We start from the raw sequence: 24,274 nt of genomic DNA on the forward strand, positions 1-24,274 counted from the left end.
TCAGGCGTCGCTGGTGGCCTGACTGCCGGCCTTATAACCGCGGTACTGGTCGCGCAGTTCACGTTTCAGGAACTTGCCGGTTGCGCCGATCGGCAGACTCTCGGTGATCACGGTGGCGTCCGGCAGCCACCAGCGGGCGAACTTCGGGGTGATGAACTCGACCAGCTCCTCATGGCTCACGGTCTGGCCTGGCCGGGGCACCACGACGGCCAGCGGGCGCTCGTCCCACTTGGGATCGTCCATGGCGATCACGGCGCACTGGGCCACAGCCGGGTGGGCCATGATGGCGTTTTCCAGGTCCACCGAGCTGATCCACTCGCCGCCGGATTTGATCAGGTCCTTGGCGCGGTCCTGAATGTGCATGAAGCCGCGTTCGTCGATCGTGACGATGTCGCCGGTGTCGAACCACAGCTTGCCATCGTCCAGGGTAAAGAAGTTGGACTGGCCCTCGCCCTTGAAGTAGCTGCTGGCTACCCAGGGAGCGCGGATGATCAGGCGGCCCATGGTCTTGCCGTCGTGAGGCAGCAGCTGTCCGTCATCGCTGAGCAGCGCCAGTTCGACCAGCGGCACTGCGCGGCCCTGTTTGGCGCGCAGTGCGTAGCCCTCATCGCTGGTGGGATCCACGCCCACCGGCACGTTGCTGGCTGTGCCCAGCGGGTGGGTTTCGGTCATGCCCCAGGCCTGCAGCATACGAAGGCCGTGGCGGTCCTCGAAGGCGCGGAGCATGCTTTCCGGTGAGGCGCTGCCACCGGAAATCAGGGTCTGCAGGCGGCTCAGGTCGTAGGGCGTGCCCTCTGCCTTGGCGCGGTCGAGTTCGGCCAGCAGGCCCATCCAGATGGTCGGCACACCGGCCGTGATGGTGACCTCTTCTTCCTGCAAGAGCCGCGCGATGCTGGGCCCGTCGCTGAAGACCCCGGCAAACACCTGCTTGGCGCCGTACATGGCACAGGTGTAGGGCAGGCCCCAGGCGTTGACGTGGAACATGGGCACAATGGCCAGCACGCTGTCGGCCTCGCTTACTCCCAGTGCGTCCTTGGGGGCACTGGCCAGTGAGTGCAGCACGGTGCTGCGGTGCGTGTAGATCACGCCTTTGGGGTTGCCGGTGGTGCCCGACGTGTAGCACATGGCTGCCGGAGCGTTCTCCTCAAGGTCGGGGTAACGCGCGAGTGGTTCGTGCGCCATCACAAAGGCGTCGTAGTCTTCCGCGCCCGGAATGGCCTGCGGGAGAGGACCCATCACAAACACCCGCTCGATCTGCGGGCAGGCTGCGCGGATGGCGGGGATCATCGCCGCAAACACGTTCTCGATGATCAGCACACGGTCCTCGGCGTGGTTCAGGATCCACACGACCTGCTCGGGGTGCAGGCGGATATTCACCGTGTGCAGCACGAGCCCGGCGCTGGGCACACCCATGTAGGCCTCCAGGTGCCGGAAGGAATTCACGCACAGGGTGGCCACGCGGTCACCAGGATTCAGACCCAGGCCCTGCATGGCACTGGCCAGGCGCAGGGCCCGGTCGGCCACGGCCCCGTAGGTCGTGCGGTGCTTGTGGGGAATCGGCTGGCCCTTCTCGTCACGCCCGGCCACCATCAGACTGACGACCTCGCGCCCGGCATATTGCGTGCGCATGCGCTCCAGAATGGTGGGAATCGTCAGCTGAACGTCCATCATGTTGCCCTGCATAGTGGTCTCCTCTTTCTTGCCCCGTGAACGGGATAAACGCGCGCCGGCGGCCAGCTGCCGGGCCACCGCCGAACCTGCTCAGAATCTGTTTGCCCGAACATTCTACTCCCGGGCTGAACCGCGTCCAAGAAGGGCGGTGAAACCCGGTCGGGAACGCTTCTAGGCAGGACCCGCGCCATGGCGGCCCATCAGGTACAGCTCCAGAATCTGCACGGCTGCTGCCTCGTCCTCGTCGGCAGCTCCCAGTTCCCGCGCGCGCCGGGTGGTGAAGCGCTCGTCCTGGTAGGCCACGCGGTAACCCTTGTCGGTCAGGACCCGTCCAAAGGCGCGGACCCGGTCGGCGGTGGGGCTGGGAGCCCCATCGGTACGCAGCGGCAGGCCCAGCAGCAGCAGGGTCGCGCCGGTTTCCTCGACTTTCAGCCTCACGGCCTTGAGGTCCAGCGGCAGCCTTTTGCGGTCCACGCTGCCACGCCCGAAGGCCAGCTGGCCCAGGTTCACGGCAAAGCCGATCCGGGACTTGCTGACGTCCAAGGCCAGAACGACGTCCTGAGAGTCCGGGGGTACCGTCATGGGCGTCATGCTAGCGCGGCCCTGCCCAGGAGCACCTTCCTGAGCAGGTAGCCTGTGGCCATGACTGAAGCTGTGCTCCTGACCGAAACGAATGCTGGTGTGCGCACCCTGACCCTCAACCGTCCCGAGAAGCTCAACGCTGCCAACGACGCCCTGCTGCTGGCCCTGACCGAAGCTATTGCCGAAGCAGACGGGGATGCGTCCGTGCGGGTCATTGTGCTGACCGGCTCAGGACGGGGCTTTTGCGCCGGGCAGGATCTGGGCGACGTTTCGGGCCGCAACATGACCTTTACCGAGCACCTGAACCACACCTACAACCCCTTGATCCGGGCCATCCGGAGCTGTGGCAAACCGGTGATCAGTGCGGTCAACGGGGTGGCGGCGGGTGCTGGAGCCAGCCTGGCGCTGGCTGGAGACGTGAGGCTATGGGCGCGCTCGGCCGCTCTGATCGAGATTTTTTCCAATATTGCGCTGGTTCCCGACAGTGGCAGCACCTGGTTCCTGCCCCGGCTGGTGGGCTACCACCGCGCGTTCGAACTGATGGCGCTGGCCGAGAAGGTCCGGTCCGACGAGGCCCTGCGCCTGGGGCTCTGCGAGCACGTGTTCCCGGATGAAACGTTCCACCAGGAAGTCCAGGCATACGCCGAGCGCCTTGCGGCCCGTCCGGCCAACGCCCTGAAACTGACCAAGCAGGCCCTGAATGCGGCCATGACCACCACCCTGGATGTGGCTCTGGACCGCGAAGCCGAGCTTCAGCAGGTGGCGGGGGATCACTGGGAGCACGAGGAGGGCGTCACGGCCTTTAAGGAGAAGCGGGCACCGGACTTCCGGCGCGAATACGAATAAAGGAGGGCACTCTGCCCGGTGCGCAACTTCCCTGTATGGGCCGCAAGAGTATGCTGGAAGCACTCGGGACGCGATGACCCCCACCCCTCTCCGGCGCCTGTCATTCGGGTGCACGCGGTCACCTCAGGTGGGGCGAGCCAGTGGTGAGACCGACCCGTGTGGGGGTGTCTATGAAGGTGTTTATGACCGAACGCGACCTTCCCGGAATCACGATGGACCAGCTGGGTGCCGCCCAGGCTGCGGTGATTGGCGAAAGTCAGCGCGCAAGCGAGGCGGGGACGCCGGTACGTTACCTGCGGAGTATGTACGTTCCAGGCGATAACCGCTGTGCCTGCCTGTTTGAGGCCAACAGTGCTGATGACGTCTGCCGTGTGAACGACGCTGCTGGTGTGCCCTACACCCGGGTGGTCGAAGCACACGATCTGCCGTCTCCGCAGTCCTGAATCAGAAGCTGGACTCCACAGAGCAGCGCTGGGCAGCCCTGTGGGGTCCGGTTCCTGAAACGCTCTCAGGCACCCTGGGCTTCAGCTATCTCGCAGAAGTGGTATCGGGAGCCGGGGGATTTTGGGTTTTCCGGCGCCATAAGGATTTTAGTTCCGAGTTCACCGCATGTTCTTGACGAATAGCGCATAAAGCGCTATCTTTTGTCCATCACCGCCCAAGAGGCGGGTTTTTTATTGCCTTCAGACTTCTTCTCATTTCCAGATTCATGTAATCGCGTGCACCGTATAAGCGGGTCTGCTGGGCCAGCATCGGGCATGAGGTTCAGAACCCTGGGGGCGGGCGCGGCGTTGGGTGCGTCCGCCTTTGCTTTTGCACATTACGCACCTGCCCTGCCCGACAGTGCCATTGCGCGGCCTGCCCAGCAGTTTGGCCTGCCATTTGCTGGGCCCCCAGGACCAGATACGTGGATGCTGGGGCAGGGATACGGCAACACCACCGGTGCCTACCGGCAGCGGCGCAGAACCTACGGCAACCTTCAAGGAGTCCATGCCGGGCTGGACTTCAGTGCGCCGTGTGGCACACCTGTGCGTTCCATCGGGGACGGCACGGTGGCCGAGGTGGACGGCCCACACGGCAGCCCCCCGCATAACGTGGTGATCAATCATGCCGGGAACCTCAGCAGCCTGTACGGGCATCTGCGCGTGCGCTCCAGCCTGCGGGTAGGACAGGCTGTCAAACGGGGAGACGTGATCGGGCAGAGCGGCGACTCTCAGGAAACCTGTATCAGTGCCCCACACCTGCACCTGGAACTGCGTGACCGCTCGCACCAGCGCTTTTTCAACCCGCTGCCATACATCCGCGCAGACTGGGATTCTCTGTCCCTGGCGGGCAGTTTTGGGCGCGGCTACCAGTACGACCTGAACGCTCCACGCCGCTGGCAGACCCCCGAGTCCCAGCCGGAAGTGCGCCGTGGTGGAGCCCTGCTCAATGAGTTTGCCCGGCCATGGCCTCCCGCCCCGGGAGGAGGCCGATGAGACGGCTACTGAGCCTGCTGGCAGCCGCCACCATTTCGGTCTCGGCGGCCGCTACGTTGCCTTCGCAGCAGGTGCTGAGTGGCACCTGCTGCCCGGGAGCCGTGTGGACCCCGGACTCCAAGGCGCTCCTGTTTCTGGATGGCCCTCCGGCACGTCCGGCCACAGGGATCTATCAGGTTCCGGCCACGGGGGGTTCCGTGACACGCCGGTTTTCCAGCGTGGCCTTTTTTTCTCCAAAACTGGCTTGGGCGGTGCGACCCGGCAACGGGGACGCCACCACACTGGAGCGGCTGTCGGACGGCCGGCGGTTTACCCTGCCCACCCGCGGAGCAGATGTCACCTGGACCCGCGCTGAGACCCGGCTGGCCTACACCCGCAGTGACACCACCGGCAACTTTGACCGCCGCCTGAGCCGGGTGTACGTGGCAGACGTGTTTGGCGCGCCGCGGCAGGTGGCGACGCTCTACGGCGGCGGCGTGAGCGGCTGGATCAACGACACCACCCTGCTGCTCAGCGGCAAGGCTCAGCCGGGCGTACGCGACCGCGAACTGTTTACGCTGGACATCCGCAACGGCGCGCGCCGGACCCTGGGTCAGGCCCTGTCGTTCCGGGGCGTCAGCCTGAGTCCCGATGGTGCCTGGGTCGTGTATTACGTGGCCTTTGATTCCAAGGCCCGCAACGGGCTGTGGATCCGCCCCACTGCTGGGGGCGCTGCCCGGAAGCTCGACGCCTTTGGAGCCTACCGCTGGCGGGACGCAGGACGCCTGCTGCTGATTCCACTGCAGCCCGACGGCTCGCCGCACGTACTGCGCGAATACCGTATGCGTGAAAACGCCTGGCGCACGCTGGGTGACCTGGGCGATCAGGTGCGCCAGGGTGACTGGAGTGTCAGCCCGGATGGTCAGAGGATGGCTTATCTGAGTGCCAGGAATGGAAACGTACGGGTGCTGAACCTGCCCTGATATGAACCTAGCGCCTGCGGCCTTCTATCACCAGGACCGCGCACCCAGACGCAGCGCTGCCCCGGCCCACAAGCTGGGGCGTGGCTGAATCTGCCTTCCGAACACTCCCCTGGGATGGCCTCCTCAACGCTCGTCAGGTGCTGCCAGGCCTGATCCGCAGCGCAAGCCTCTCGGCCCTGACCCCTCGGGGGCGCCAGGACCTGCTGACGAGTGGGCTGGGGCGCATCATTGACCTGCGCAACCGCTCCGAGCGGGACCAAGATCCTGCTCCCTTTGAGGGGCAGATGCTGTACCTCAATCTGCCGCTGTTGCCGTACCGCAACCGTGCACTCAATACGGCCAGCGTAGAGGCCCGCACCAATGCGGAGCACTACTGCGCGGTCCTGGATCACGTCGGCAATTCCCTGGCGACCATTTTCGGTGCGGTTCTGGACGCCGCCCCCGGCAAAGTGCTGATTCACTGTCATGCTGGAAAAGACCGTACTGGGCTGGTTACGGCCCTGGCCCTGGAGCTGACAGGCGTTTCCCGCCGCGCTATTGCGGCAGATTACGTAGAGACCGACCAGCACATGCAGGGGATGTACGCGGACATCCTGGCCCGCCAGCCGGACCCGGTAAAACGCAGGAGACTGTCCGCGTTTCTCGTCAGCCGCGAGCAGGACATTCTGTGTGCCCTGGACCATCTGGACCAGACTTGGGGAGGCGTAGCCACCTACCTGGAAGCGTTCGGGTTCAGCCGCAAAGACCAGGAACGGCTGGTGACCCGGCTGGCAGGCTGAGACCGCTTACGTCAGAAACAGGCGGTAGGAGGGGTTGGTGCTCATCTCGGTGGCGGGATAGCCCAGGTCGTGCAAGAAGGCGGTGAAGTCGGCCTCGTCTCCGGGCGGCACCTGCAGGCCCGCCAGCACCCGCCCATGCGCGCTGCCGTGGTTGCGGTAGTGAAACAGGCTGATGTTCCAGCGGCCGTGCAGGTGGGTCAGGAACTCCAGCAGCGCGCCGGGCCGCTCAGGAAACGTGAACGAGTACACGCGTTCGTGGGCCGCCTCCGGCGCCCGCCCGCCGACCATGTGACGCACATGGACCTTGGCCAGTTCATCGTCCGTGAGGTCAGTCACCGGGTACCCGCGCGAGGTCAGGGTACCCAGCAGTTCTGCACGCTGCGCTGCGCGGGCCAGCTGAACCCCCACGAAAATCCGAGCGTCCTCGCGTGGAGCGTAGCGGTAGTTGAATTCCGTTACGGCGCGCGGGCCAATCACCTCGATAAATTCCCGGAAGGCCCCCGGGCGCTCCGGGATGGTGACCGCCAGGATGGCCTCGCGCTGCTCACCGATTTCAGCGCGCTCGGCCACGTGGCGCAGGCGGTCGAAATTCACGTTGGCACCGCAGGTAAGCGCCACCAGAGTCTGTCCGGACTCTTCGAGCCGCTCTGCATACTGCTTGAGACCAGCCACCGCCAGCGCTCCGGCAGGCTCCATTACCGCGCGGGTGTCATCGAACACATCCTTGATGGCTGCGCAGACCTCGTCGGTACTTACACGGACCCAGCCGTCCACGTAGCGGCGGGTCAGGTCGAAGGTGTAGGCGCCGACCTGCTTGACCGCCACGCCGTCCACGAAGATGCCCACCGTGTCCAGGCGCACGCGGTGCCCGGCCTGCAACGACTGGTACATGGCGTCACTGTCGTCGGGCTCCACACCGATGATGCGGACGTCGGGGCGCAGGGCCTTCATGACGCTGGCTACCCCGGCGATCAGGCCGCCGCCGCCGACCGGCACGAACACCGTGTATGGCCGGTCCTCGTCAAGCTGGCGCAGCAGTTCCAGCGCCACGGTCGCCTGCCCAGCAAGCACATGCGGGTCATCGTAGGGGTGCACGAAGGTCAGGCCCTGCCCGCGTTGCAGCGCGTAGGCGTGGGTTTCGGCGTCACTGAAGCTGTCACCATGCAACACGACCTCAGCACCCCGGGCGCGGCAGGCACGCACCTTGATTTCGGGCGTGGTGGCCGGCATGACGATCACGGCGCGGACCCCAAGTTCCTGGGCGGAATAGGCCACGCCCTGGGCATGGTTGCCGGCCGAGGCAGTAATCACTCCCCGGGCCCGTTCGGCCGCCGAAAGCTGGGCCATGCGGTTGTAGGCGCCCCGCAGCTTGAACGAGAAGATCGGCTGCTGGTCCTCGCGCTTGAGCCAGACCCGATGTCCCAGCCGCTCGCTGAGGGCCGGAGCCGGACTCAGGGCAGTCTGGACTGCCGCGCCATACACCTTGCTGGTCAGGGCCAGGCGCAGCACATCCTGGGCATCGAGGGTGCCGGGTTCAAAGGTCTGTGTCATGTGTCTGCCTCCATGAAAGAAAAGGGCCCCGCCTGGAGGGGCGGGGCCGCGGTGTCAGCTTAAAAACCAGCTGTCAGGCACTCACCCCTGAGTGCCGGAAAATTCGCGTCATCATGCCTGTTCGCAGGAATCCACTCCGGTGTTCCCAGGTCGAGCGTGCATCAAGAAAGGCCGCGGGGTGCAGCCGGAAGGCTGTCGCGTTGGCAGTGCGCAGCACCCTGGACGCGGTGCCCGGCTTGACGGTCATGTCCGGCAGCATAGGGGAGAGCCGCCCCCTCCCGGACCTGCCGCGTAGACAAGCGGCCCAGACAGGAAAGAGCCGCAGGCAGACAAGTGGCCCAGTTGGAGAGCGCCCTGGTCGTCATGGCTTGTGGATCAGGACACCCAAGGTCAGTTCCAGGGACGCGTCTGTACGCCTGCCATGCTGGCGGCAAGGTCGTAGGCGGTGCTCAGGCCCAGGACATCGGCCAGCGGCCCACCCAGCAGCAGATGGGCGCCACCGGGCAGGGCCTGATGCTGGGGCCGGCCGCCTGGAGAGCCACCCGGCAGAACCAGCCAGGCGCCCGGGACGTCACTGATGCTGCGTCCCAGCTCCAGGGCCCCGGTGCCCAGCACGGGCAGCAGATCCATCAGGGCCACCAGATCCTCCAGCGTTTCGCGGCGCAGCCCGGTTGGCACTCCGGTCAGGTGCCCCCCCTGGGGTACATAGCCGTGCGGGTCCCGGTGGTGAATTGGTGGAACCAGGGTGTACCCACCCGCCTGTGGGCGCAGGGTCAGGCCGGATGCCCGCAGCACAGGTGAGGCGGAATCGCTGCTCACATTCAAGCGTGGGACCTGACGATAGGCGCGGGCATGAGCGGTATGTACGCCCAGGTCGTGTTCGGCAGCGTATGGCCCCCCGGCTCCCAGGGCAATGATGACCCGGGGTGCGCTGAGCACATGGGTTTCGTGCGTGATGATCTGGTGGGTGTTGGTCACAGTCAGGCGCTCCACCTGAACGCCGCCGGGCACCAGCGTCGCGCGGGCATTGAGCATCAGGTCAGCGCCCTGCCGGATCGCCTGCTGCGCGCAGGCCAGTGCTACGGCGCCTGGCCGGTAGGTGGCCGCCTGCGGGTCAAGCCGGGCAAACGGGAGACCTTCCATCTGAACCAGCGTGGATAGGGTGGGAAACCGCGCCTGCAGGCTGGAGGTCTGGACCGTGCCGTCCATCTCCTGCGCATGGAGTTCCAGCAGAGTCCGCTCATCAAAGCCTGCGTCTCCAAAAACAGTAGCTACCTGCGTGCGCACCCACAAAGCCTCGGCCTGCCACGCGGCTGGCAGGTCCATCCCGGTCCAGATGCCTGGAGCCAGAATGGTTGCACCGTCCTCGTTGGGCAGGCCGCCCTCGTCAAGCAGCAACGTCCGCAGGTCCGGAGCCAGCTGGCGCAGATACAGGGCGCAGGCTGCGCCCATGCGTCCGGCTCCGGCCACGATCACGTCATAGCCGGGGTCCACAAAGGCCTGCCCCACGTGTGCCCAGACCTGTCCCGCCTTGCTGGCCGTCTCGCTCATGCCCAGCATCATGCCGCGCGTAGGCCAGTATCGTTCTCACCCGGCTGTCAGGTGCATGGGATGAAGGGTTGTTTATACTCCGGACTATCATGCCTTTCCGTTTGCGTTCCCGGCGCGGCTCGTGGGGCCACTGCAGCCTGAGTGCCCTGGGGGCGGCCCTGGTGCTTGGTGCCCTGTCTGACGCCAAGGCGCTGACTGTCCGCGTGCTGGTCTCCAGTGGACAGCAGGTCACGGTGCGGGTACCGGTAACCCCCACGCCCACCTCACCGCTGGTGGCTCCCTCTGTACTGGCGGGTCTGCCCCAGCCTCAGGCCATGAATACCTGGGTGGTCGGGACTTCCGGCCGTCAGCCGGGCGCGCACCTGACCCTGGGCGGTCAGGACGCGGGCAATACGGCCCTGTACCTGCCGCCAGCTCCGGGCAGTGTGGTGGAAATCAATGGGCGGTTCTACCGAGGTGGGGTGCTGCTGCGTGCCCAGGACGGGGGCGTTCAGGCCATCAACGTGGTCGATGTCGAAGATTACCTGCGGGGCGTGGTGCCGGCCGAAATGCCCAGTGGCTGGCCGGTCGGTGCCCTGGCCGCGCAGGCGGTGATCGCGCGGACCTACGTTGCTGCCCGCATCAACCCGGCGGCGCCTTACGACACCTGCGCCACCGAAAGCTGCCAGGTCTACCGTGGCATGGATGCTGAAAAGCCTGGGACCGACGCCGCTATTGCCGCCACCGCTTCACAGGTCATCGCTTACGGCGGTAAACCTGCCAGCACCTACTTCAGCAGCGATTCGGGCGGCTTCACTGCTTCCAGCGCGGAAGTGTGGGGCAAGGAAATCCCGTATCTGGCCGCCAAGGCCGACCCCTTCTCGACCAGCGGGCCCCGGTCACGGTGGCGCCTGGAAGTGCCGCTGAGCAAGGTGCAGACAGTGGCCTCGCAGTTTGGGGTCAAAGTCGGAGACCTGCGTAGTGTGAGCGTCACGCGTGTCAGCGAATCTGGGCGGCCGCAGGAAATCACGCTGAGCGGCGCGGCTGGCGTGGCCCGGATTTCCGGAGCACAGGCCGGCGGCTTCGTCCGGGCCCTGGGCGCCATGAGCAGCCGCGCCACCCTGAGCGGCTTGAGCCCCCTGATCGTGGAGGGAAGCGGCGCCGGACACGGCGTGGGACTCTCGCAGTACGGTGCGCTGGAACTCGCACGGCAGGGCTACGACTACATGCATGTGCTGGGCTTCTACTATCCGGGAACCACCCTCAACCGGCTGGCCCGCGTGCGTGAAGGCGCTGGTCCGGTGCTGGCCGGTGGACGGCCTCTGCCTGCTCCAGCTCTGAGAAGCCCTCCTGAACCGTCTTTCCCTGAACCTGCTGGCCCCTCATGGCTGGCCATGCGGGCCGGCCCGGGTGTGCCATGAAGGGCTGCACGGCACCGAAGCGGCGCGCCGGATTTCTTCGTGGCGCTCTGCTGACCCTGGGGCTGCTGGCCGGCGCGATGGGCGCCGCAGAAGCCCGTACTGTCCGGATCATCTCGGCCGATACGCTGGAACTGCGTCAGGTGGACGGCCAGGAACTGGTGATCATCACCGGTGAGAGCGTGGAACTGCGTGTTGACGACGACGTTGTGCGCGCCCGGCGGGTGGAGTTCAACCGCACCCGGCGCACCCTGACGCTCGTTGGTGCGGCCCGCTACACCACAGCCAAAGATGGGCAGGACCTGCGCGGTGAAAACCTGGTGGTCGACCTGGGCGAGGAGCAGATCACCGGCGAGGACGTGCTGATCAGCGATGATGAACTGGAAATCCGCGGCACGGAAGTTGAGCGCATTCCAGGCCAGCTGCGTGCCAGCGGAGGCTACTTCACGACCTGCGCCCGCTGCGGGCGCACCCCCAACGACTTTGCCTTCCGGGCAGAGCGCCTGATCGTGTATCCCGGCGACCGGCTGATCGCCTACCGCGCGCAACTGCTGCTCGTAGACGTGCCGGTGCTGTTCTTGCCGGTGCTGGTGCTGCCCCTGAACGAGCGTGACCGCCAGCCCCGGCTGGAGATCGGCCGTGACGCCCGGGACGGCACGACTGTGGAAGCGGACCTGCCTTTCTCAATCGGCTCGAACACGTTGGGCACCACCCTGCTGCGCTATTACCAGAACCGCAGTCCCAGCCTGGGAGTAGGCGTGGCGCTGCGCTCGTACGCGCCGCTGCCGTATGTGGACCGCATCAACCTGTACACCCTGGCCAACCCCAAGCCGCTCACGGCAGATGGGAAAGTGAACCCCGGCTACGACCTGGATATCGATTTCAGCGCCAGCGGCCGGATTCCCCTGACCGAGGCGGTGCGCGACCTGGATTACCGCGTGAGCGTGACGCGGCGCGATATCGGGCGCAAGGAGGGCGACGGGACTTACGGAGTCACCAACGTGAACTTTGGCGCCAAGGTGGAGTATCCCCGCTTCACTGCTGAATTCAACTACGTTGACCGCTTCGGCCCGGAAGCGACCACGCCCATCACCACGCCGCTGAAAGAACCGGAAGTCATCATTGACCCCAAGGTGTACACCAACGGCAACTTCAGCCTGGACACCCGCGTCAGCGCCGGGCAGTACACCGCCCAGAGCAACCCGCTTTCACGCAGTGCAAGTGCCCAGGGCATCAACATCACCACCACCCGGCTGGAAGAGCAGCACGACCTGTCCTACTCTGCCCAGCCCTGGCCGGGTGCGGACCTGCGGCTGCGCAACACCTTTACCGGGCGGTACTACGGAACCGGGGCCCGCACGGTGGACCTGCTCGTCAGCGGCGAGCTGACCCAGCGGTTCAATGTGGACAACACCGTCACCTTCGGGGCGCGGTACCTGCGCACCGAGGGCACCAGCCCCTTTGCGTTCGACGCGGTCAACCGCCGGGTGCTCAGCGCGCCCGTCAGCATCACGCTGAGCACCGTGCCGGTCCGGGATGTCCGCTTCGGCATCTCGTACACCCGCGATCTGTTCCTGGGCCCGCAGGAGCAGCAGCCGCTGGGCGTCACCCTGAGCGTCAACCGCCTGCCCCTGCGCCTGGACGCCTCGCTGCGCCACAGCATTGATACTGGCGAGTTGCAGGACTTTACGTACAACGTGACCCTCAGCGACCCGGACAGCGGCACACCGAAGGTCACTCCGGCGCAGCCCGCGACCGAAACGCAGCCAGCGAAGCCTGCCACCGTGACGCGCAGCAGCCCCTGGCCATTCCCGAATCTGTCCCTGAACGCCACAGGGGGTTACCGCAAGGGCACCGGTCTGATTCCGTTCCGGGTCGGTGCCACCGTGACCGGGGACCTGCGCACCAACACTTTCACGGTCTACGCCATCCACGACTTCAAGACCGAGCCGGTCAGTGAGCTCGGCGTGACCTACAGCCTGTCCACCACACGCGACGTGGTACTGAATCCGGTCACGGTGGCGGGGCGTGAAACCTTCTACCTGGAGCCTGCCCGCATGAGTGGCGAGCACAGCGTCACCTGGCGCGGGCAGTACCGGGCATTTACCGCCCATGACCTGCTGCTCGAACCGCCGGCCACGGCGACCTCCAGCGGCACGGTGACGTTTGGTGTGGGCACTGTGCAGGGCAGTGCAAATAACTGGAATCTGCTGTACGGGGGCCCGTACGACCTGCGCCGGGGTGGCTGGACTGCGCCGACCCTGACCGGCACCGTCAGTGTGACCCGTCCAGGTCAACGGCTGGGGCTGGTCGCCGTGATCAACGTGGCGGGCCTGGACCAGAAACGCACCGAGCTCGCGCGGGTGGACGCCGACGCCAACTGGCAGTTCGGCAGCCGCGCCGCGATCTCCGGCCGCGTGTTGTACAGCCGTACCCGCAGTGGCACCTTCCCCAACGATGTGGCCACCGACACGCTGACGGTGGCGCCGGTGCGGGCCACGGTGGCTATCGGCAACGGTGAGAAACCCGGCGCCTACCTGACCGCCAGCCTGCGCCAGACCTTTACCTGGGTCGACGGGGTGCGCCAGAACTACACGCCGATCTCGCCGGTGATCGGCCTGACCATCGACCGCTGCTGCTGGGCCCTGCAGGCGGAAGCCGACCTGGGGCTGGGACGCTACCGTGTGGCTGTCGGCCTGCCCGGTCAGTCCTTTTATCCGCTGTTCGACCTGACCAAGGAAGGATTTGATATTCCGCTGCTGCCCTGATGGCTCAGCCCCGCTCCTCAAGAGGTGACCGCCCGTGAACCCCCGCTCCGCCCTGTTTGCGCTGCCCCTGCTGCTCGCTGCCTGTACCGGCACCGAGGAAAGCACCCCCAACCTTCCCCTGGCGCTGCTGACCGACGGCGGCGCCACACTGCGCACCCTGACTCCCGCAGAGGACACCTCCAGCACTCCTTTTACCGATCTGGCCCGCCAGACCGTGACGGGTGGCATCAGTGTGGATACGCTGTCCAGTGGCCAGCGCTTCGCCCTGACCCGCACGGACGGTGTGGACCGCCGCAACGCTCAGCTGACCACCGCCGAGCCGTTCGCGGCGCTGCCGTTTACTCCCTGCCTGCGCCAGACCGCCACGACCGTCGCCCGTGACCGCCTGCTGACCCTCAGCGAATGCCAGGGCGGCCCACAGCGTCTGGCGCTGTACCGGGACGACGGTGTTCTGGTCTGGACGGCCCTGTTGCCTACCTTTCTGCCTGTCATGGGCAATGACGTGCCCCCAATGAGGCTGGCGGTCGTGCGCGATACAACTGCCGGGCGCGACGTTGCCTTGGTGACCCGCCCCCGGATGGGTGGAGGCAGCGAGGTGCTGCGCGTGGCTCCGGTAAATAACGGCGACACGGTCGCCGAGGTCAGTGTGCCGCTGCCTGTGCCGGCGGTTCGTGATCTGGCGGCTTACTCAGCGGCAGGAGGGACGGCCCAGGTCCTGGCCGCGACCGATACCGGTATCCAGCCGCTCAAGGCCACCGGGGAGCCTGACGCGGCGGCAGCCCTGAAGGCCTTTGGCACAGACCGTTACGACCGGCTGTGGACGGGTCCGGTGGGCAGCCGGCCCCTGCTGGCGGCCTGGCGCAACAACGCCACCTCAACAGGACCCCTGCTGCTGTGGGATGGTGTGCGTCCTGCGGCTGCCACCGTGACCAGCTTTGTCAGCGACCTGCGGGACGTGACCATCACCCCGACCGGCCTGCTCTACACCCTGAGCGGCACTGCCCTGACCCGTTACGACACTGCCTTTGGTCTGACCCAGGGCAACTGGCGGGTGCGTACGGTCATCAGCGGCCTGAACGACGCACGCAGCGTGACCTGGCTGGTCCCCTGAATCAATGGGCTTCCGGGCGCGTTGCTCCCAGCAGCGCGCTCAACAGTAAAGGGACCGCGCCCCGCACGCCCACCACTGGAACCCCACCACGGACCAGCAGCGCGACCACCACGCCGGACTGAGGATCAAAGCCCAGGCCGGTGCGGGTGCCGCGCGCTACCCCGTCGTGCCAGCGTGTAGTGCCCGAAGCCATCCAACCTGGAGCCACGCCACTGAGCGGACGGGGCAGTCCGGCTGGCTTGAGCAGCCCGCTCCAGTGTGTTCCCGCGCGGCCCGTCAGGTGGGCCTCACCAAAGGTCAGCAGATCGGCCGCGCTGCCGTACAAACCCCCAGCACCGGTGAGCGGCCCGAAGCCCGTCACCGCCGAGCTGCCCAGCACGCCTCTGGGCGTCACTACGTTCTGGCCCGGAGTCAGGCTCACGTCTGCCAGCTCCAGTGGGCCGGTCACCCAGGTTCTGAGTGCCTGTCCGTACCCGTCGGCACTCAGGTCCTCACCAGCCGAGACAGCGCAGGCCAGCGCAAGCACCCCGGCACCCAGGTTGGAGTACTGAAACCGGCCCGCCTGCCCGGCACTGGCCCAGCGGGCTGCACTGGCCAGGGCATGCCGTGGGCTCATTCCCCCGTAGGGATCGTGGAACCGGGTCAGGGTGGTCATCGCGGCCCGGGCCGGGTGGGCAGGCAGGCCAGCAGTGTGTGTCGCCAGGGCCAGAGGCGTCAGCGCCCTTGGCAGCCCCCGGAAGGGGCCACCCAGGCGGCGCAGCGGCGTGGCCCAGTCCAGGCAGCCCTGACGCGCCAGGGCATCCGCCAATGCGGCAGTAAAGGGTTTGGTCACACTGGCCAGTTCGAACAGTCCGTCTGCCGGCACGCCCCCCAGGGGCACGGCCACCCGCTGCCCGGCCTTCGCAACGGCCAGTACGCCGCCACGGGCAAATGCGAGGCGGACCAGTGCGCGCAGGTGCCGCACATCCTGCCCGAGCACCTCAGAGGCCTGGGCCAGCGCGGCGGTGTGCGGGTCGCGGCGAAACATGGCGTGCAGCCTAGAGTGCGGCTTCGGGCCTCCAGTGCAGCGCAAGCTTCACCTGCACCTCACCGACCTCGCGCCCGGCCCAGTTGCGCTGGACTGATGGTGCCAGTGCCCGGAGTTCCGGAGTCAGGGGCACGCCCAGGGCTTCGAGGACGGCCAGCGCCACGAAGGGCCGGGCCCGCTCGCCGCCGTCCATGATCTTGAAGGCAACCCCCAGCGGACCTCGTGAAGTCTGACGCAGGCCCATGCCAAAAAAGCCCTCGGCACCCATTTTGGTAACCAGGCCTGGAACCAGCGGCATCAGGGTAGTATCCAGCCGTCCTGGCCCGGCCACCAGTTCGGGGTAGATCGTCATGGCGCTGAAAATGCGTCCAAGCACCGCGTCGGAGCGTGGATCGGCCAGCCGGGCGAAGATACGCGCCATGCCACTGAGCGGCAGCGCGAAGGCTGGCACGCTGCAGCCGTCTGTCCCAGCGTGCACATGCTCGGGCGCTACCCCGGCCAGCTGGGCGTGTGCAGCCCGGATCTTGACCTGAAGAGGGTGGTCATGGCTGGTGTAGCCTTCCTTGGGCCAGTCGTACAGGGCACAGCTGAGCAGCATCCCGGCATGTTTTCCCGAGCAGTTGTGGTGCAGTGGAGTCGGCGCCGTACCGGTGCGGATCAGCTCGGCTGCGGCCTGGGCGTCAAAAGGTGGGTGTGCACCGCATAGCAGGTCGGCGGCTGTGCTGCCCGAGCGGGCCAGCAGGCGCCGGACCACGGCCAGATGGGCGGGGGTGCCGGCGTGGCTGGCACAGGCGATCGCCAGTTCGTCAGCCGGCAGCTCTGGAGCCACACGGGCCAGCGGCAGGGCCTGCACCGGCTTGCTGGTGCTGCGCGGAAAGGTCACAAGATCCGCGTCTCCACAGGAGGCCACCACCCACCCAGCAGGGTCGACCACGGCGACATGAATCTCGTGCTGGCTTTCGTTGAGGCCGCCGCGGGTGTACTGCACCTGGCCCGGGGCCTGCACCTGTTCAGAGAGAGACATGCTGGCAGGGTAGCGTGAGCGCCACAGAGGGCTGGCTGACTTGACTTCCGCTGCCCAGCCCTTTAATCTCTTGTCCGCTGGTCCGGTAGTGTAGCGGTTAGCATAACTGCCTGTCACGCAGTAGGTCGCGGGTTCAAATCCCGTCCGGACCGCCAGAATGAGAAGAAGCGAGACCCTTAAGGGTCTCGCTTCTTGTTGTTGACCACAGAATGCAACCCGGCCCCCGGCGCACAGGGGGGGTAGGTGCCGTATCATTTGCCCCGGTTTCGCACGGCGTCCGTGAAAGGCATTTGCTACTTTCCGAACCCCGCGCACGGCGAGCCTACCTTACCTATGGAGGACGCCTGTTGTGACGACTACCCCCACCCCCGGATTCACCACTGCTGACGCTGCCGAGCTCTACCAGGTTCCCAACTGGAGTGGCGGCTGGTTCCGTGTCTCAGACAAAGGCCAGCTGGAGGCCACCACCAGTCCCGGCCTGCATGTGCCGCTGCGTGCGATTGTCGATGAGATCGTCGACCGCGGCGAAAGCCTGCCAGTGATCCTGCGGTTTCCGCAGGTGCTGGCCGGGCGGGTCAAGCACCTGAACGAGGTCTTTGGGCAGGCCATTGCCGAGTACGGCTATACCAGGCATTACCAGGGTGTTTTTCCCATCAAGGTCAACCAGCGCCGCGCGGTGGTCGAGACTGTGGCGTCGGCCGGTTACGACTACGCGCACGGTCTGGAGGCCGGCAGCAAGGCCGAGCTGGCCCTGTGTCTGGCCCAGCGCATGCACCCCGACGCCCTGCTGTGCTGCAACGGCTTCAAGGACGACGGCTTTATCAAGCTGGCGCTGTGGGGCCGCACGCTGGGCAAGAACGTCGTGATTACCATCGAGAAGTTCAGCGAACTTGACCGCATCCTCAAGCAGGCCAAGGCGCTGGGCGTCCGGCCGGCCATCGGGGTCCGGTTCAAGCTGCATGCGCGCGGGTCAGGGCAGTGGGAGGAATCCGGCGGCGATCAGGCCAAGTTCGGTCTGAATGCCTACGAGCTGCTGCGGGTGGTCGAGCGCCTGAAAGAGGAGGGCATGATCGACTCGCTGGTCATGCTGCACACCCATATCGGCTCGCAGATCACCGACATCCGCCGGGTTAAGGTCGCTGTCCGCGAGGCCACCCAGACCTACGCCGGCCTGATTGCCGCCGGGGCCGAACTCAAGTACCTGAACGTGGGCGGCGGGCTGGGTGTGGACTATGACGGCTCCAAGACGACCTTCTATGCCTCGATGAACTACACCGTCAAGGAGTACGCCGCCGACGTGGTGTACACCATTCAGGAAACCTGCAAGGCGCGCGGGGTGCCTGAGCCGATCATCATCTCCGAGTCCGGCCGGGCCCTGACGGCCCACCACGCGGTGCTGATCCTGCCGGTGATCGACGTCACGGGCCCCACCCGCAACCTGGAAGACCAGGAACTCGTGGCACCTGCCGAGGACAGTCACCAGCTGATCAAGGACATGCACGAGATCGTGCAGAACATTTCCATGCGCAACTACCGCGAGATGTACAACGACGCGGTCGGCGACAAGCAGACGCTGCACGACCTGTTTGACCTGGGCTACGTCACGCTGCAGGACCGCGCGCGCGGTGAGGCGCTGTTCAACGCCATCCTGCGCAAGATCTCCAAGCTGATCCAGAGTGAGAAGTACGTGCCTGACGAACTTGAAGATCTGCAGAAGGTCCTGGCGGATAAGTACATCTGCAACTTCTCCCTGTTCCAGAGCCTGCCCGACAACTGGGCGATCCAGGCGCTGTTTCCCATCGTGCCGCTCGACCGCCTGAACCAGAAGCCCACCCGGCAGGCCACGCTGGTGGACATCACCTGCGACTCGGACGGCAAGATCGAAAAATTCATCGACCTGCGGGACGTCAAAGCCACCCTGCCCCTGCACGAGCCCGGCAAGCAGCCGTATTACCTGGGTGTGTTCCTGATGGGCGCCTACCAGGACGTTCTGGGCAGCTCGCACAACCTGTTTGGCAAGGTCAGCGAGGCGCACGTCACAGTACGGCCCGGCGGCCGGTTCAACATTGACCTGTTCGTGCGAGGCCAGAAGGCCCGGCGCATGATCGAGTCGATGGGCTATGAGGAACCCATGCTGCGCGACTCTATCGAGGACCAGGCCGACGCGGCGCTCAAGGTCGGGACCCTGACTCCCGGGCAGGAGCACGAGTTGCTGGAGGACTACGGCGAGGAACTGCTGGGGTACACCTATCTGGAGTACGAAGAAAGCTGAGTCTGCTTCTGGCTGAACTGGTCCGGACGCTCAGCGGCATCTCACCGGGAAGTAAAATCCAGGAATCAGCACCACCGTCCAGGGGTCTTCTGAAGACGCCTGGACGAAATCTATGAGGACTGCGCATGGCCCCGGGGCCGATCACAGGACCCCAGGTCAACGCCCGTTAGGCCAGGGCACGTTTCTCTCACCTGCTGGCCCCTCATGATCCGGCCATGAACCCGTTTTTGAAATCTGCCGTGGCCGGACTGGTCGCGACCCTGCCGATGTCGGTCTGGATGCTGGGAGCGCAGCACTGGCTGCTGCCCCGGCGCGAGCGATACCCTCTGCCTCCCGAGCAGATTACCGAGCATGCCGCCGAAGCTGTTGGCCTGGAGGGCGTCGCTGAGAACGATACGGCCCTCAAGGCGGCCACGGTGGTCAATCACTTTGCCTACGGCGCGGCGGTAGGAGCGCTGTACGCGCCCCTGAAGGACCTTCCCGGGCCACCGTTGCTCAAGGGAGTTGGTCTGGGAATTTTTGTGTGGACCGGCAGTTACCTGGGACTGTTACCGGCCACTGGGCTGCTGAGCTCAGCGACTCATCACCCTGCGCGGCGCAACATGCTGATGATCGTGGCGCACTTTATCTGGGGTGGGGTGACAGGGGTGCTGGCCGAGCGGTCAACGAGCCGGCGGTAGGACCGGGTGTTGAGGCGGAGCCCCGATGGGGATTGGCCGCTCCAACAGAAGCCTCCGGTGCGCGTTGATAGGCACCGGAGGCTTGTTTCCTGAGGCCTTGACAGGCCTCGCCGCTTTATTTCTCTTCTTCGGTTGTGGTGGTAGAGGTGCTCTGTGTGGTGTCTGTGGTGTCTTCCTGATCGGTGCTGGTGGTAGTGGTGGTGCTGGTGGAGGTATCCGTCTCGGTCTCGGCGCCGTCATCACAGCTGGCGAGCAACAGGGCGGCGATCAGAAGGGGAATGGTGCGTTTCATACAGTGATTCTGTCGGTTTGTGAGGACACCGTGGATGAGGCCCGGCCGGGCCATTTCTTCACGCGCCGCGCTACCCTGTATCTATGTCCGAGCCATTACTTACGCTGGAAATTGAGAAGCTTGTCGCGGGGGGGCTGGGGCTCGCCCGTGACGAGTCCGGCGTGGTGCTGGTGCGCGGCGCCCTGCCCGGCGAGCGCGTCACCGCACGTGTACGTGCCGGGAAAGGTGTGCGCCAGGGAACGGTGGTTGAGGTACTGCGGCGCAGCCCCGACCGGGTCGACGCCCCTGAACTGCCGACCGCCGACCTGGCCCACGCCCGCTATGAGGCGCAGCTGGCCTACAAGAAGGCCTTCGTGGAAGAGGCCCTGAGCCGTATTGCCAAAGTGCGCCGGCCCGTCAACGACACGGTGCCCAGTCCGCAGGCCTGGGCCTACCGCAACACCGCGCAGTACCTTGTCACGCCGCAGGGCCTGGCCTACCGCGAACGGCGCGGCAGCGACCCGCTGGTGGTGGACAAGGACCCCCTGGTGATGCCGCAGATCCAGGCGGTCGTGGACCGGATCAACCCGGCTCTGCTGGACCCCGCGACCGAGGTGGCCTTCCGGGCCAGCGGCCTGACCGGGGAAGTTGTGGCCGCCCTGATCGGCGCTGGCGAGACCCGGCAGTACCTGCGCGCCAGTGATCATCTGATGGACGCCGGGGTCGTAGGAGTGAGCCTGGCCCAGCCCGCCGGCCGGCGCTTCAGCGCGGGCGTGCGCCTGATCGCCGGCGAGAGCGAGATCCGTGAGCAGTTCGGGCAGGTGCAGGTCAGTGTTTCGGCCACCGGCTTTGCTCAGGTCAATCCTCAGGCCGCCGGGCTGGCGTACCTGCGCGCAGCGCAGCTGGCCGGCGAGGGGGACCACGCGGTGGACCTGTACGGCGGGTCCGGCGCTATCGGCCGGCATCTGGCCTCGGCCTTCCGCAAGGTCACGGTGCTGGACTCAGCGCCCGAAGCCCTGTCACGTGGCCGTCAGGATGTGGCGGTCAGTGGTGAGCACAACGTGGTCTACCGCAGTGGCGACGCCGCGCGCTTCAGCGAACTGGGCACCGACGTCATCGTGGTGGATCCTCCCCGCGCCGGTCTGGATGAGGAAGCCCGTGAGCAGATCCATGCCAGTACCGCGGACCGGCTGGTGTACGTCTCGTGTGACCCGGCGACCTGGGCGCGGGACGTCGGTGATCTGCTGCGGCGAGGCTGGAAGCTGGGTGAGGTCACCCCTCATGACTTCTACCCCCAGACCAGCCATGTGGAGATCGTCAGCGTCCTGAACCGCTGAAGCTCAGCACTCCGAGAAGCACAGCTGCGGGCGGCGGTTCATCAAAACATAACAGTGGGCACCGGAAGGCGCACTCACGCAGGACTGTGCGTTAGCCTGCGGCGCGTGACACGGCCCGCTCTGCTTCTCATGCTGCTTCTGGCTTCACTTTTTACCAGTTGTCAGGACCAGCAGGCGCGGGCGCAGAATGAGGCGTTGGCCCGCCGCGTCGCGGCCCTTGAAGCCCAGGTCCGGAAACTCCAGAACCGCGCGCAGACTCTGCCCACGGCGTCCCCGAATGCGCGTGCAGTTACCCTTCGCGCTGCCGCCCAGAATTGTGCCAACGACCTGACCCGTACCCTGGAGACCTACCGGGAAAGCAGCATCGACCGGCGCTATCCGGCGGCCGCCGAACTGGTGCTTCCTGACGCCTGCATGGAGCAGCGCGTGAACTGGGTGGCGCTGGACGCCCAGAGCTACACCTTTACCATCACCGGGAACGGAGGTCAGGAACTGGCCCGGGCCAGTTCACCCTGAGAGGACATACCAAGCAACGCTTCGATCACCACGGCCACCCCGTCGTCCTCGTTTGAGAGGGTGTGTTCCCCGGCGGCCTCCGCGGCTTCCGGCTCTGCGTTGGCCATAGCCACGCCGCGACCCGCCCAGGCCAGCATTTCAGCGTCGTTGGGTGCGTCTCCAAAGGCCAGGACTTCATCGCGCCGCACACCAAGATGGGCGCAGAGCCGTTCCAGGCCCCAGGCCTTGCTGACGCCCTCAGCCAGAACCTCCAGAAATGGGGCGCCGCTGTGGGTAACGGCGAAGCCTGGGAGTTTCAACGCCTGCACGTGCGCGAGCAGTTCGCGGGGGCTCAGGGAGGGGTGGCGCACGATGAACTTCAGGCTGGGCTGCTCCAGCACGTCCTGAAGCGAAAAGGTGCCCATCTCAGCAGGATCACGCTTGTGGTCCTCGAAGTGCGCGAGGTCGGCATAGCCCTCCTGAGCCACAAAGACCTCGCCACCATTGCGCACACTGACAAACAGGACCTCAGGGACCTGGACAAGAAGCGCCTGTGCCACCGCCCTTTGTACGTCCTGCTGTACATGCGCCTCGAACAGCACTTCGCCGGTGTGCAGGTGAACTCCGTGCGCGCCGTTGCCACACAGTGCCCAGCCATTAAAGCCGGCAGCTTCGGCGATGCGGCGGACTCCCCGGGGCTGCCGGGCAGTGACCGGCACCACATGCAGCCCGGCGGCCCGCGCACAGTCCAGCGTCCGGCGCGTACGTGGGCTGACACTCAGGTCGCGGCGCAGCAATGTGCCGTCCAGGTCAGTGGCGATCAGGCGGATGGGCATGGGGGTGAGTTTAAGGTCCGGGCGGTGTAGCCGGTGACTGGAACGAGGCGCGCGGCTGCAGGCAGACCGATCTAACGCTCTTCGAGGACCACCACGGCTGAGGCGTGCTCCTTGGTGTGCGTCAGGGTCAGGTGGGCGACCCAGCCGCGTTCACGCATCTCCTCGGCAATGGTTTCGGTGAAGCCCAGTACCGGCGGCGTAAAGGGAAAGGGGCCGTCAGGCGTGCGCTCGCGCTCGACCCAGACGTCCCGCCAGCCGTGCGGGCGAGGCCAGACCTTCTGAAAGGCTTCCTTGGCAGCAAAGCGCGCGGCCAGACTGGGAGTAGGGTCGCTCAGACGCGCGGCGTATTCCAGTTCGCACGGGGCGAAAAGCTTCTGGGCACGTGGTCCCTCCCGGAGCAACATGCGCCGGATGCGCTCGATCTCGATCAGGTCATGGCCCACCGCGACAATCATTACCCCGCAGCATAGTGGCTTGCGAGGTTCTTCATAGGGTGGGGGAAGTTACAACTGGAGCGGTGGCATTTCCCTCAATGTTGAAAGGTCTTGCCGCACAAGGTTCCAACAGGAGGAGCTTCTATGACTGACACTGACGGTACCGCCCACCTTCCCAAGACTGATGCCCCCAACGAAGCACCGGTCAACCGCCGTGACACCCTGCGTCTGCTGGGAGCCGCCGGTCTGCTCAGCGCTGCCGCGCCACTGGTGGGTGCGCAGCAGGCTGCTCCAGCAACTCCAGCAACTCCGGCAACCCCTGCTGCGGCCAATGGCCCTATGAATGGGAACGGTTTTTACCGTCAGAAGATTGGTGACATGACCCTCACAGTGGTCAGCGACGGCACAGCCCCTCTGGCCGCGCTGCTGCCCACATGGGGGGCCAATCCCGACCGTCAGGCAGAATTTGCCGCAACATTGGCCGAATACAGCGTCCCTGCCACCAACACGGTCAACCACTTCAATCCTGTTGTGATTGATACAGGACGTCACCGTGTGCTGATCGATACGGGCCGTGGAGGCGAGTCCGGACAGCTGGCGAACAACCTCCGCCGCGCCGGCATTCTGCCCAACACCATCGATACGGTCTTCATCACGCACGGTCACGGGGACCATATTGGTGGTTTGACCCGCGCGGGCAGTCCGGTGTTTCCTCGTGCCCGGCATGTCATGGGCAGCGCGGAGTTCCAGTTCTGGACCACCCAGGCCAATCCCAGTGCGTCTGTGCAGGCCAACCTGATCGCCATGAAAGACCGCTTTACGCTGATTGCCCCCGACGCCGAGATCGTCCCAGGCCTGACCGCTATCGCCTCGCCGGGGCACACGGCCAATCACCTCAGTGTGCGCGCAACCAGTGGAAACCAGAGTGCCCTGATCTTTGGGGACGCTGCCGGGCACTTCCTGCTGTCGCTGCGTCACCCCGGTGCCTATGTCGGGTTCGACGTCAACGGTGCGCAGGCCGCAGCCACCCGCGCGCGGCTGTTCGAGATGGCCGTGCAGGAGAAAATGTGGGTCAGTGCCTACCACTTCCCGTTCCCGGCAGTAGGACACCTGCGTAAGCTGCCTGTGGGCTACGAATACGAGCCGACCATCTGGAACTGGAGCTGAAGTTTTGCTGTGAGCGGGGATGAGGCGCCGCACAC

Annotated in this window: 23 protein-coding genes and 1 tRNA gene; 14 read left to right on the plus strand and 10 right to left on the minus strand. The window is 65.9% G+C overall.

Annotation, left to right across the window (positions count from 1 at the left end; translation table 11 throughout):
* Positions 1 to 1,683 carry a long-chain fatty acid--CoA ligase gene (locus DEIDE_RS02425; protein ID WP_012692378.1) on the minus strand — a complete coding sequence of 561 codons (1,683 nt, stop codon included), beginning with the start codon at positions 1,681 to 1,683 and terminating at the stop codon, positions 1 to 3.
* Positions 1,684 to 1,842: 159 nt separating this feature from the next.
* On the minus strand, positions 1,843 to 2,253 hold the full coding sequence (gene ruvX, locus DEIDE_RS02430; RefSeq protein ID WP_041227358.1) for a Holliday junction resolvase RuvX: 411 nt from the start codon (positions 2,251 to 2,253) through the stop codon (positions 1,843 to 1,845).
* Between the two features lie 60 nt (positions 2,254 to 2,313).
* Here ruvX and DEIDE_RS02435 point away from each other — a divergent pair, with 60 nt between their 5' ends.
* The 5 genes from DEIDE_RS02435 (at position 2,314) to DEIDE_RS02455 (ending at position 6,318) form a co-directional block, all read left to right on the plus strand.
* Positions 2,314 to 3,099, plus strand: a complete 786-nt coding sequence (locus DEIDE_RS02435; protein WP_012692380.1) for an enoyl-CoA hydratase-related protein — start codon at positions 2,314 to 2,316, stop codon at positions 3,097 to 3,099.
* Positions 3,100 to 3,281: 182 nt separating this feature from the next.
* Entirely contained in the window at positions 3,282 to 3,542 is a 261-nt protein-coding gene (locus DEIDE_RS02440; protein WP_242402943.1) for a DUF4242 domain-containing protein, read from the plus strand.
* Positions 3,543 to 3,857: 315 nt separating this feature from the next.
* Entirely contained in the window at positions 3,858 to 4,577 is a 720-nt protein-coding gene (locus DEIDE_RS02445) for a M23 family metallopeptidase (protein WP_012692382.1), read from the plus strand.
* Positions 4,574 to 5,539, plus strand: a complete 966-nt coding sequence (locus tag DEIDE_RS02450) for a TolB-like translocation protein (RefSeq protein WP_012692383.1) — start codon at positions 4,574 to 4,576, stop codon at positions 5,537 to 5,539. The genes DEIDE_RS02445 and DEIDE_RS02450 overlap by 4 nt, the downstream gene beginning before the upstream one ends.
* A gap of 80 nt (positions 5,540 to 5,619) precedes the next feature.
* Entirely contained in the window at positions 5,620 to 6,318 is a 699-nt protein-coding gene (locus DEIDE_RS02455) for a tyrosine-protein phosphatase (RefSeq protein ID WP_012692384.1), read from the plus strand.
* Positions 6,319 to 6,324: 6 nt separating this feature from the next.
* Here the strand turns inward: DEIDE_RS02455 and ilvA are convergent, their stop codons facing one another.
* The 3 genes from ilvA to DEIDE_RS02470 form a co-directional block, all read right to left on the minus strand.
* Positions 6,325 to 7,869, minus strand: a complete 1,545-nt coding sequence (gene ilvA / locus DEIDE_RS02460; protein WP_012692385.1) for a threonine ammonia-lyase, biosynthetic — start codon at positions 7,867 to 7,869, stop codon at positions 6,325 to 6,327.
* Between the two features lie 73 nt (positions 7,870 to 7,942).
* The gene (locus DEIDE_RS02465) at positions 7,943 to 8,116 is read right to left on the minus strand and encodes a hypothetical protein (protein WP_162485384.1); all 174 of its coding nucleotides are present in this window, start codon (positions 8,114 to 8,116) and stop codon (positions 7,943 to 7,945) included.
* Positions 8,117 to 8,259: 143 nt separating this feature from the next.
* Positions 8,260 to 9,420, minus strand: a complete 1,161-nt coding sequence (locus tag DEIDE_RS02470; protein WP_338032123.1) for an FAD-dependent oxidoreductase — start codon at positions 9,418 to 9,420, stop codon at positions 8,260 to 8,262.
* Positions 9,421 to 9,509: 89 nt separating this feature from the next.
* Here DEIDE_RS02470 and DEIDE_RS02475 point away from each other — a divergent pair, with 89 nt between their 5' ends.
* The 3 genes from DEIDE_RS02475 to DEIDE_RS02485 are packed head-to-tail and all read left to right on the plus strand — an operon-like array spanning position 9,510 to position 14,696.
* Complete coding sequence (locus DEIDE_RS02475; protein ID WP_012692388.1) at positions 9,510 to 10,820, plus strand: SpoIID/LytB domain-containing protein; 1,311 nt, start codon at positions 9,510 to 9,512, stop codon at positions 10,818 to 10,820.
* Entirely contained in the window at positions 10,817 to 13,585 is a 2,769-nt protein-coding gene (locus DEIDE_RS02480; RefSeq protein ID WP_012692389.1) for a TonB-dependent receptor, read from the plus strand. Before DEIDE_RS02475 ends, DEIDE_RS02480 begins: the two co-directional genes overlap by 4 nt.
* A gap of 34 nt (positions 13,586 to 13,619) precedes the next feature.
* On the plus strand, positions 13,620 to 14,696 hold the full coding sequence (locus DEIDE_RS02485; RefSeq protein ID WP_012692390.1) for a hypothetical protein: 1,077 nt from the start codon (positions 13,620 to 13,622) through the stop codon (positions 14,694 to 14,696).
* 1 nt (position 14,697) lies between these two features.
* Here DEIDE_RS02485 and DEIDE_RS02490 read toward each other — a convergent pair whose 3' ends face one another.
* Both DEIDE_RS02490 and DEIDE_RS02495 read right to left on the minus strand, forming a co-directional pair.
* Positions 14,698 to 15,723, minus strand: a complete 1,026-nt coding sequence (locus DEIDE_RS02490) for a serine hydrolase domain-containing protein (protein ID WP_012692391.1) — start codon at positions 15,721 to 15,723, stop codon at positions 14,698 to 14,700.
* 10 nt (positions 15,724 to 15,733) lie between these two features.
* A complete protein-coding gene (locus tag DEIDE_RS02495; RefSeq protein WP_012692392.1) occupies positions 15,734 to 16,747 on the minus strand; it encodes an asparaginase in 1,014 nt (337 codons plus the stop codon).
* Positions 16,748 to 16,826: 79 nt separating this feature from the next.
* Here DEIDE_RS02495 and DEIDE_RS02500 point away from each other — a divergent pair.
* From DEIDE_RS02500 to DEIDE_RS02510, 3 genes are all read left to right on the plus strand, one after another.
* Positions 16,827 to 16,902: transfer RNA gene (locus DEIDE_RS02500), tRNA-Asp, on the plus strand.
* 194 nt (positions 16,903 to 17,096) lie between these two features.
* Positions 17,097 to 19,019 (plus strand): biosynthetic arginine decarboxylase, encoded by a 1,923-nt coding sequence (speA, locus tag DEIDE_RS02505; protein ID WP_012692393.1) that lies wholly within the window; start codon positions 17,097 to 17,099, stop codon positions 19,017 to 19,019.
* Between the two features lie 215 nt (positions 19,020 to 19,234).
* The gene (locus tag DEIDE_RS02510; protein WP_041226996.1) at positions 19,235 to 19,699 is read left to right on the plus strand and encodes a DUF6789 family protein; all 465 of its coding nucleotides are present in this window, start codon (positions 19,235 to 19,237) and stop codon (positions 19,697 to 19,699) included.
* A 115-nt stretch (positions 19,700 to 19,814) separates the two neighbouring features.
* Here the strand turns inward: DEIDE_RS02510 and DEIDE_RS19355 are convergent, their stop codons facing one another.
* Positions 19,815 to 19,991, minus strand: a complete 177-nt coding sequence (locus DEIDE_RS19355; RefSeq protein WP_193589556.1) for a hypothetical protein — start codon at positions 19,989 to 19,991, stop codon at positions 19,815 to 19,817.
* Positions 19,992 to 20,074: 83 nt separating this feature from the next.
* Here DEIDE_RS19355 and DEIDE_RS02515 point away from each other — a divergent pair, with 83 nt between their 5' ends.
* A complete protein-coding gene (locus DEIDE_RS02515; RefSeq protein ID WP_012692395.1) occupies positions 20,075 to 21,307 on the plus strand; it encodes a class I SAM-dependent RNA methyltransferase in 1,233 nt (410 codons plus the stop codon).
* A 105-nt stretch (positions 21,308 to 21,412) separates the two neighbouring features.
* Positions 21,413 to 21,823, plus strand: coding sequence for a hypothetical protein (locus tag DEIDE_RS02520; RefSeq protein WP_242402944.1), 411 nt, complete (start codon positions 21,413 to 21,415; stop codon positions 21,821 to 21,823).
* On the opposite strand, the gene DEIDE_RS02525 is transcribed toward DEIDE_RS02520, so the two are convergent.
* Both DEIDE_RS02525 and DEIDE_RS02530 read right to left on the minus strand, forming a co-directional pair.
* Positions 21,793 to 22,638 (minus strand): Cof-type HAD-IIB family hydrolase, encoded by an 846-nt coding sequence (locus tag DEIDE_RS02525; RefSeq protein WP_012692397.1) that lies wholly within the window; start codon positions 22,636 to 22,638, stop codon positions 21,793 to 21,795. The genes DEIDE_RS02520 and DEIDE_RS02525 overlap by 31 nt on opposite strands.
* Positions 22,639 to 22,709: 71 nt before the next feature.
* Complete coding sequence (locus tag DEIDE_RS02530) at positions 22,710 to 23,093, minus strand: 4'-phosphopantetheinyl transferase superfamily protein (protein ID WP_012692398.1); 384 nt, start codon at positions 23,091 to 23,093, stop codon at positions 22,710 to 22,712.
* A gap of 123 nt (positions 23,094 to 23,216) precedes the next feature.
* Here DEIDE_RS02530 and DEIDE_RS02535 point away from each other — a divergent pair, with 123 nt between their 5' ends.
* Positions 23,217 to 24,239, plus strand: coding sequence for an MBL fold metallo-hydrolase (locus tag DEIDE_RS02535; RefSeq protein WP_012692399.1), 1,023 nt, complete (start codon positions 23,217 to 23,219; stop codon positions 24,237 to 24,239).
* Positions 24,240 to 24,274: the final 35 nt, after the last annotated feature.

It is taken from the genome of Deinococcus deserti VCD115 (assembly GCF_000020685.1).
Taxonomy (GTDB): domain Bacteria; phylum Deinococcota; class Deinococci; order Deinococcales; family Deinococcaceae; genus Deinococcus; species Deinococcus deserti.

What these genes read in the sequence shown, in the direction of transcription:
- DEIDE_RS02445 (WP_012692382.1), top strand. Translation starts at nt 3,858, where the DNA reads ATGAGGTTCAGAACCCTGGGGGCGGGCGCGGCGTTGGGTGCGTCCGCC.
- DEIDE_RS02470 (WP_338032123.1), bottom strand. Translation starts at nt 9,420, where the DNA reads ATGAGCGAGACGGCCAGCAAGGCGGGACAGGTCTGGGCACACGTGGGG.
- DEIDE_RS02480 (WP_012692389.1), top strand. Translation starts at nt 10,817, where the DNA reads ATGAAGGGCTGCACGGCACCGAAGCGGCGCGCCGGATTTCTTCGTGGC.
- DEIDE_RS02525 (WP_012692397.1), bottom strand. Translation starts at nt 22,638, where the DNA reads ATGCCCATCCGCCTGATCGCCACTGACCTGGACGGCACATTGCTGCGC.
- DEIDE_RS02440 (WP_242402943.1), top strand. Translation starts at nt 3,282, where the DNA reads ATGACCGAACGCGACCTTCCCGGAATCACGATGGACCAGCTGGGTGCC.
- DEIDE_RS02510 (WP_041226996.1), top strand. Translation starts at nt 19,235, where the DNA reads ATGAACCCGTTTTTGAAATCTGCCGTGGCCGGACTGGTCGCGACCCTG.
- DEIDE_RS02495 (WP_012692392.1), bottom strand. Translation starts at nt 16,747, where the DNA reads ATGTCTCTCTCTGAACAGGTGCAGGCCCCGGGCCAGGTGCAGTACACC.
- DEIDE_RS02530 (WP_012692398.1), bottom strand. Translation starts at nt 23,093, where the DNA reads ATGATTGTCGCGGTGGGCCATGACCTGATCGAGATCGAGCGCATCCGG.
- DEIDE_RS02515 (WP_012692395.1), top strand. Translation starts at nt 20,075, where the DNA reads ATGTCCGAGCCATTACTTACGCTGGAAATTGAGAAGCTTGTCGCGGGG.
- DEIDE_RS02465 (WP_162485384.1), bottom strand. Translation starts at nt 8,116, where the DNA reads ATGACCGTCAAGCCGGGCACCGCGTCCAGGGTGCTGCGCACTGCCAAC.
- DEIDE_RS02450 (WP_012692383.1), top strand. Translation starts at nt 4,574, where the DNA reads ATGAGACGGCTACTGAGCCTGCTGGCAGCCGCCACCATTTCGGTCTCG.
- DEIDE_RS02425 (WP_012692378.1), bottom strand. Translation starts at nt 1,683, where the DNA reads ATGCAGGGCAACATGATGGACGTTCAGCTGACGATTCCCACCATTCTG.
- DEIDE_RS02475 (WP_012692388.1), top strand. Translation starts at nt 9,510, where the DNA reads ATGCCTTTCCGTTTGCGTTCCCGGCGCGGCTCGTGGGGCCACTGCAGC.
- DEIDE_RS02490 (WP_012692391.1), bottom strand. Translation starts at nt 15,723, where the DNA reads ATGTTTCGCCGCGACCCGCACACCGCCGCGCTGGCCCAGGCCTCTGAG.
- DEIDE_RS02435 (WP_012692380.1), top strand. Translation starts at nt 2,314, where the DNA reads ATGACTGAAGCTGTGCTCCTGACCGAAACGAATGCTGGTGTGCGCACC.
- ilvA (WP_012692385.1), bottom strand. Translation starts at nt 7,869, where the DNA reads ATGACACAGACCTTTGAACCCGGCACCCTCGATGCCCAGGATGTGCTG.
- DEIDE_RS19355 (WP_193589556.1), bottom strand. Translation starts at nt 19,991, where the DNA reads ATGAAACGCACCATTCCCCTTCTGATCGCCGCCCTGTTGCTCGCCAGC.
- DEIDE_RS02535 (WP_012692399.1), top strand. Translation starts at nt 23,217, where the DNA reads ATGACTGACACTGACGGTACCGCCCACCTTCCCAAGACTGATGCCCCC.
- ruvX (WP_041227358.1), bottom strand. Translation starts at nt 2,253, where the DNA reads ATGACGGTACCCCCGGACTCTCAGGACGTCGTTCTGGCCTTGGACGTC.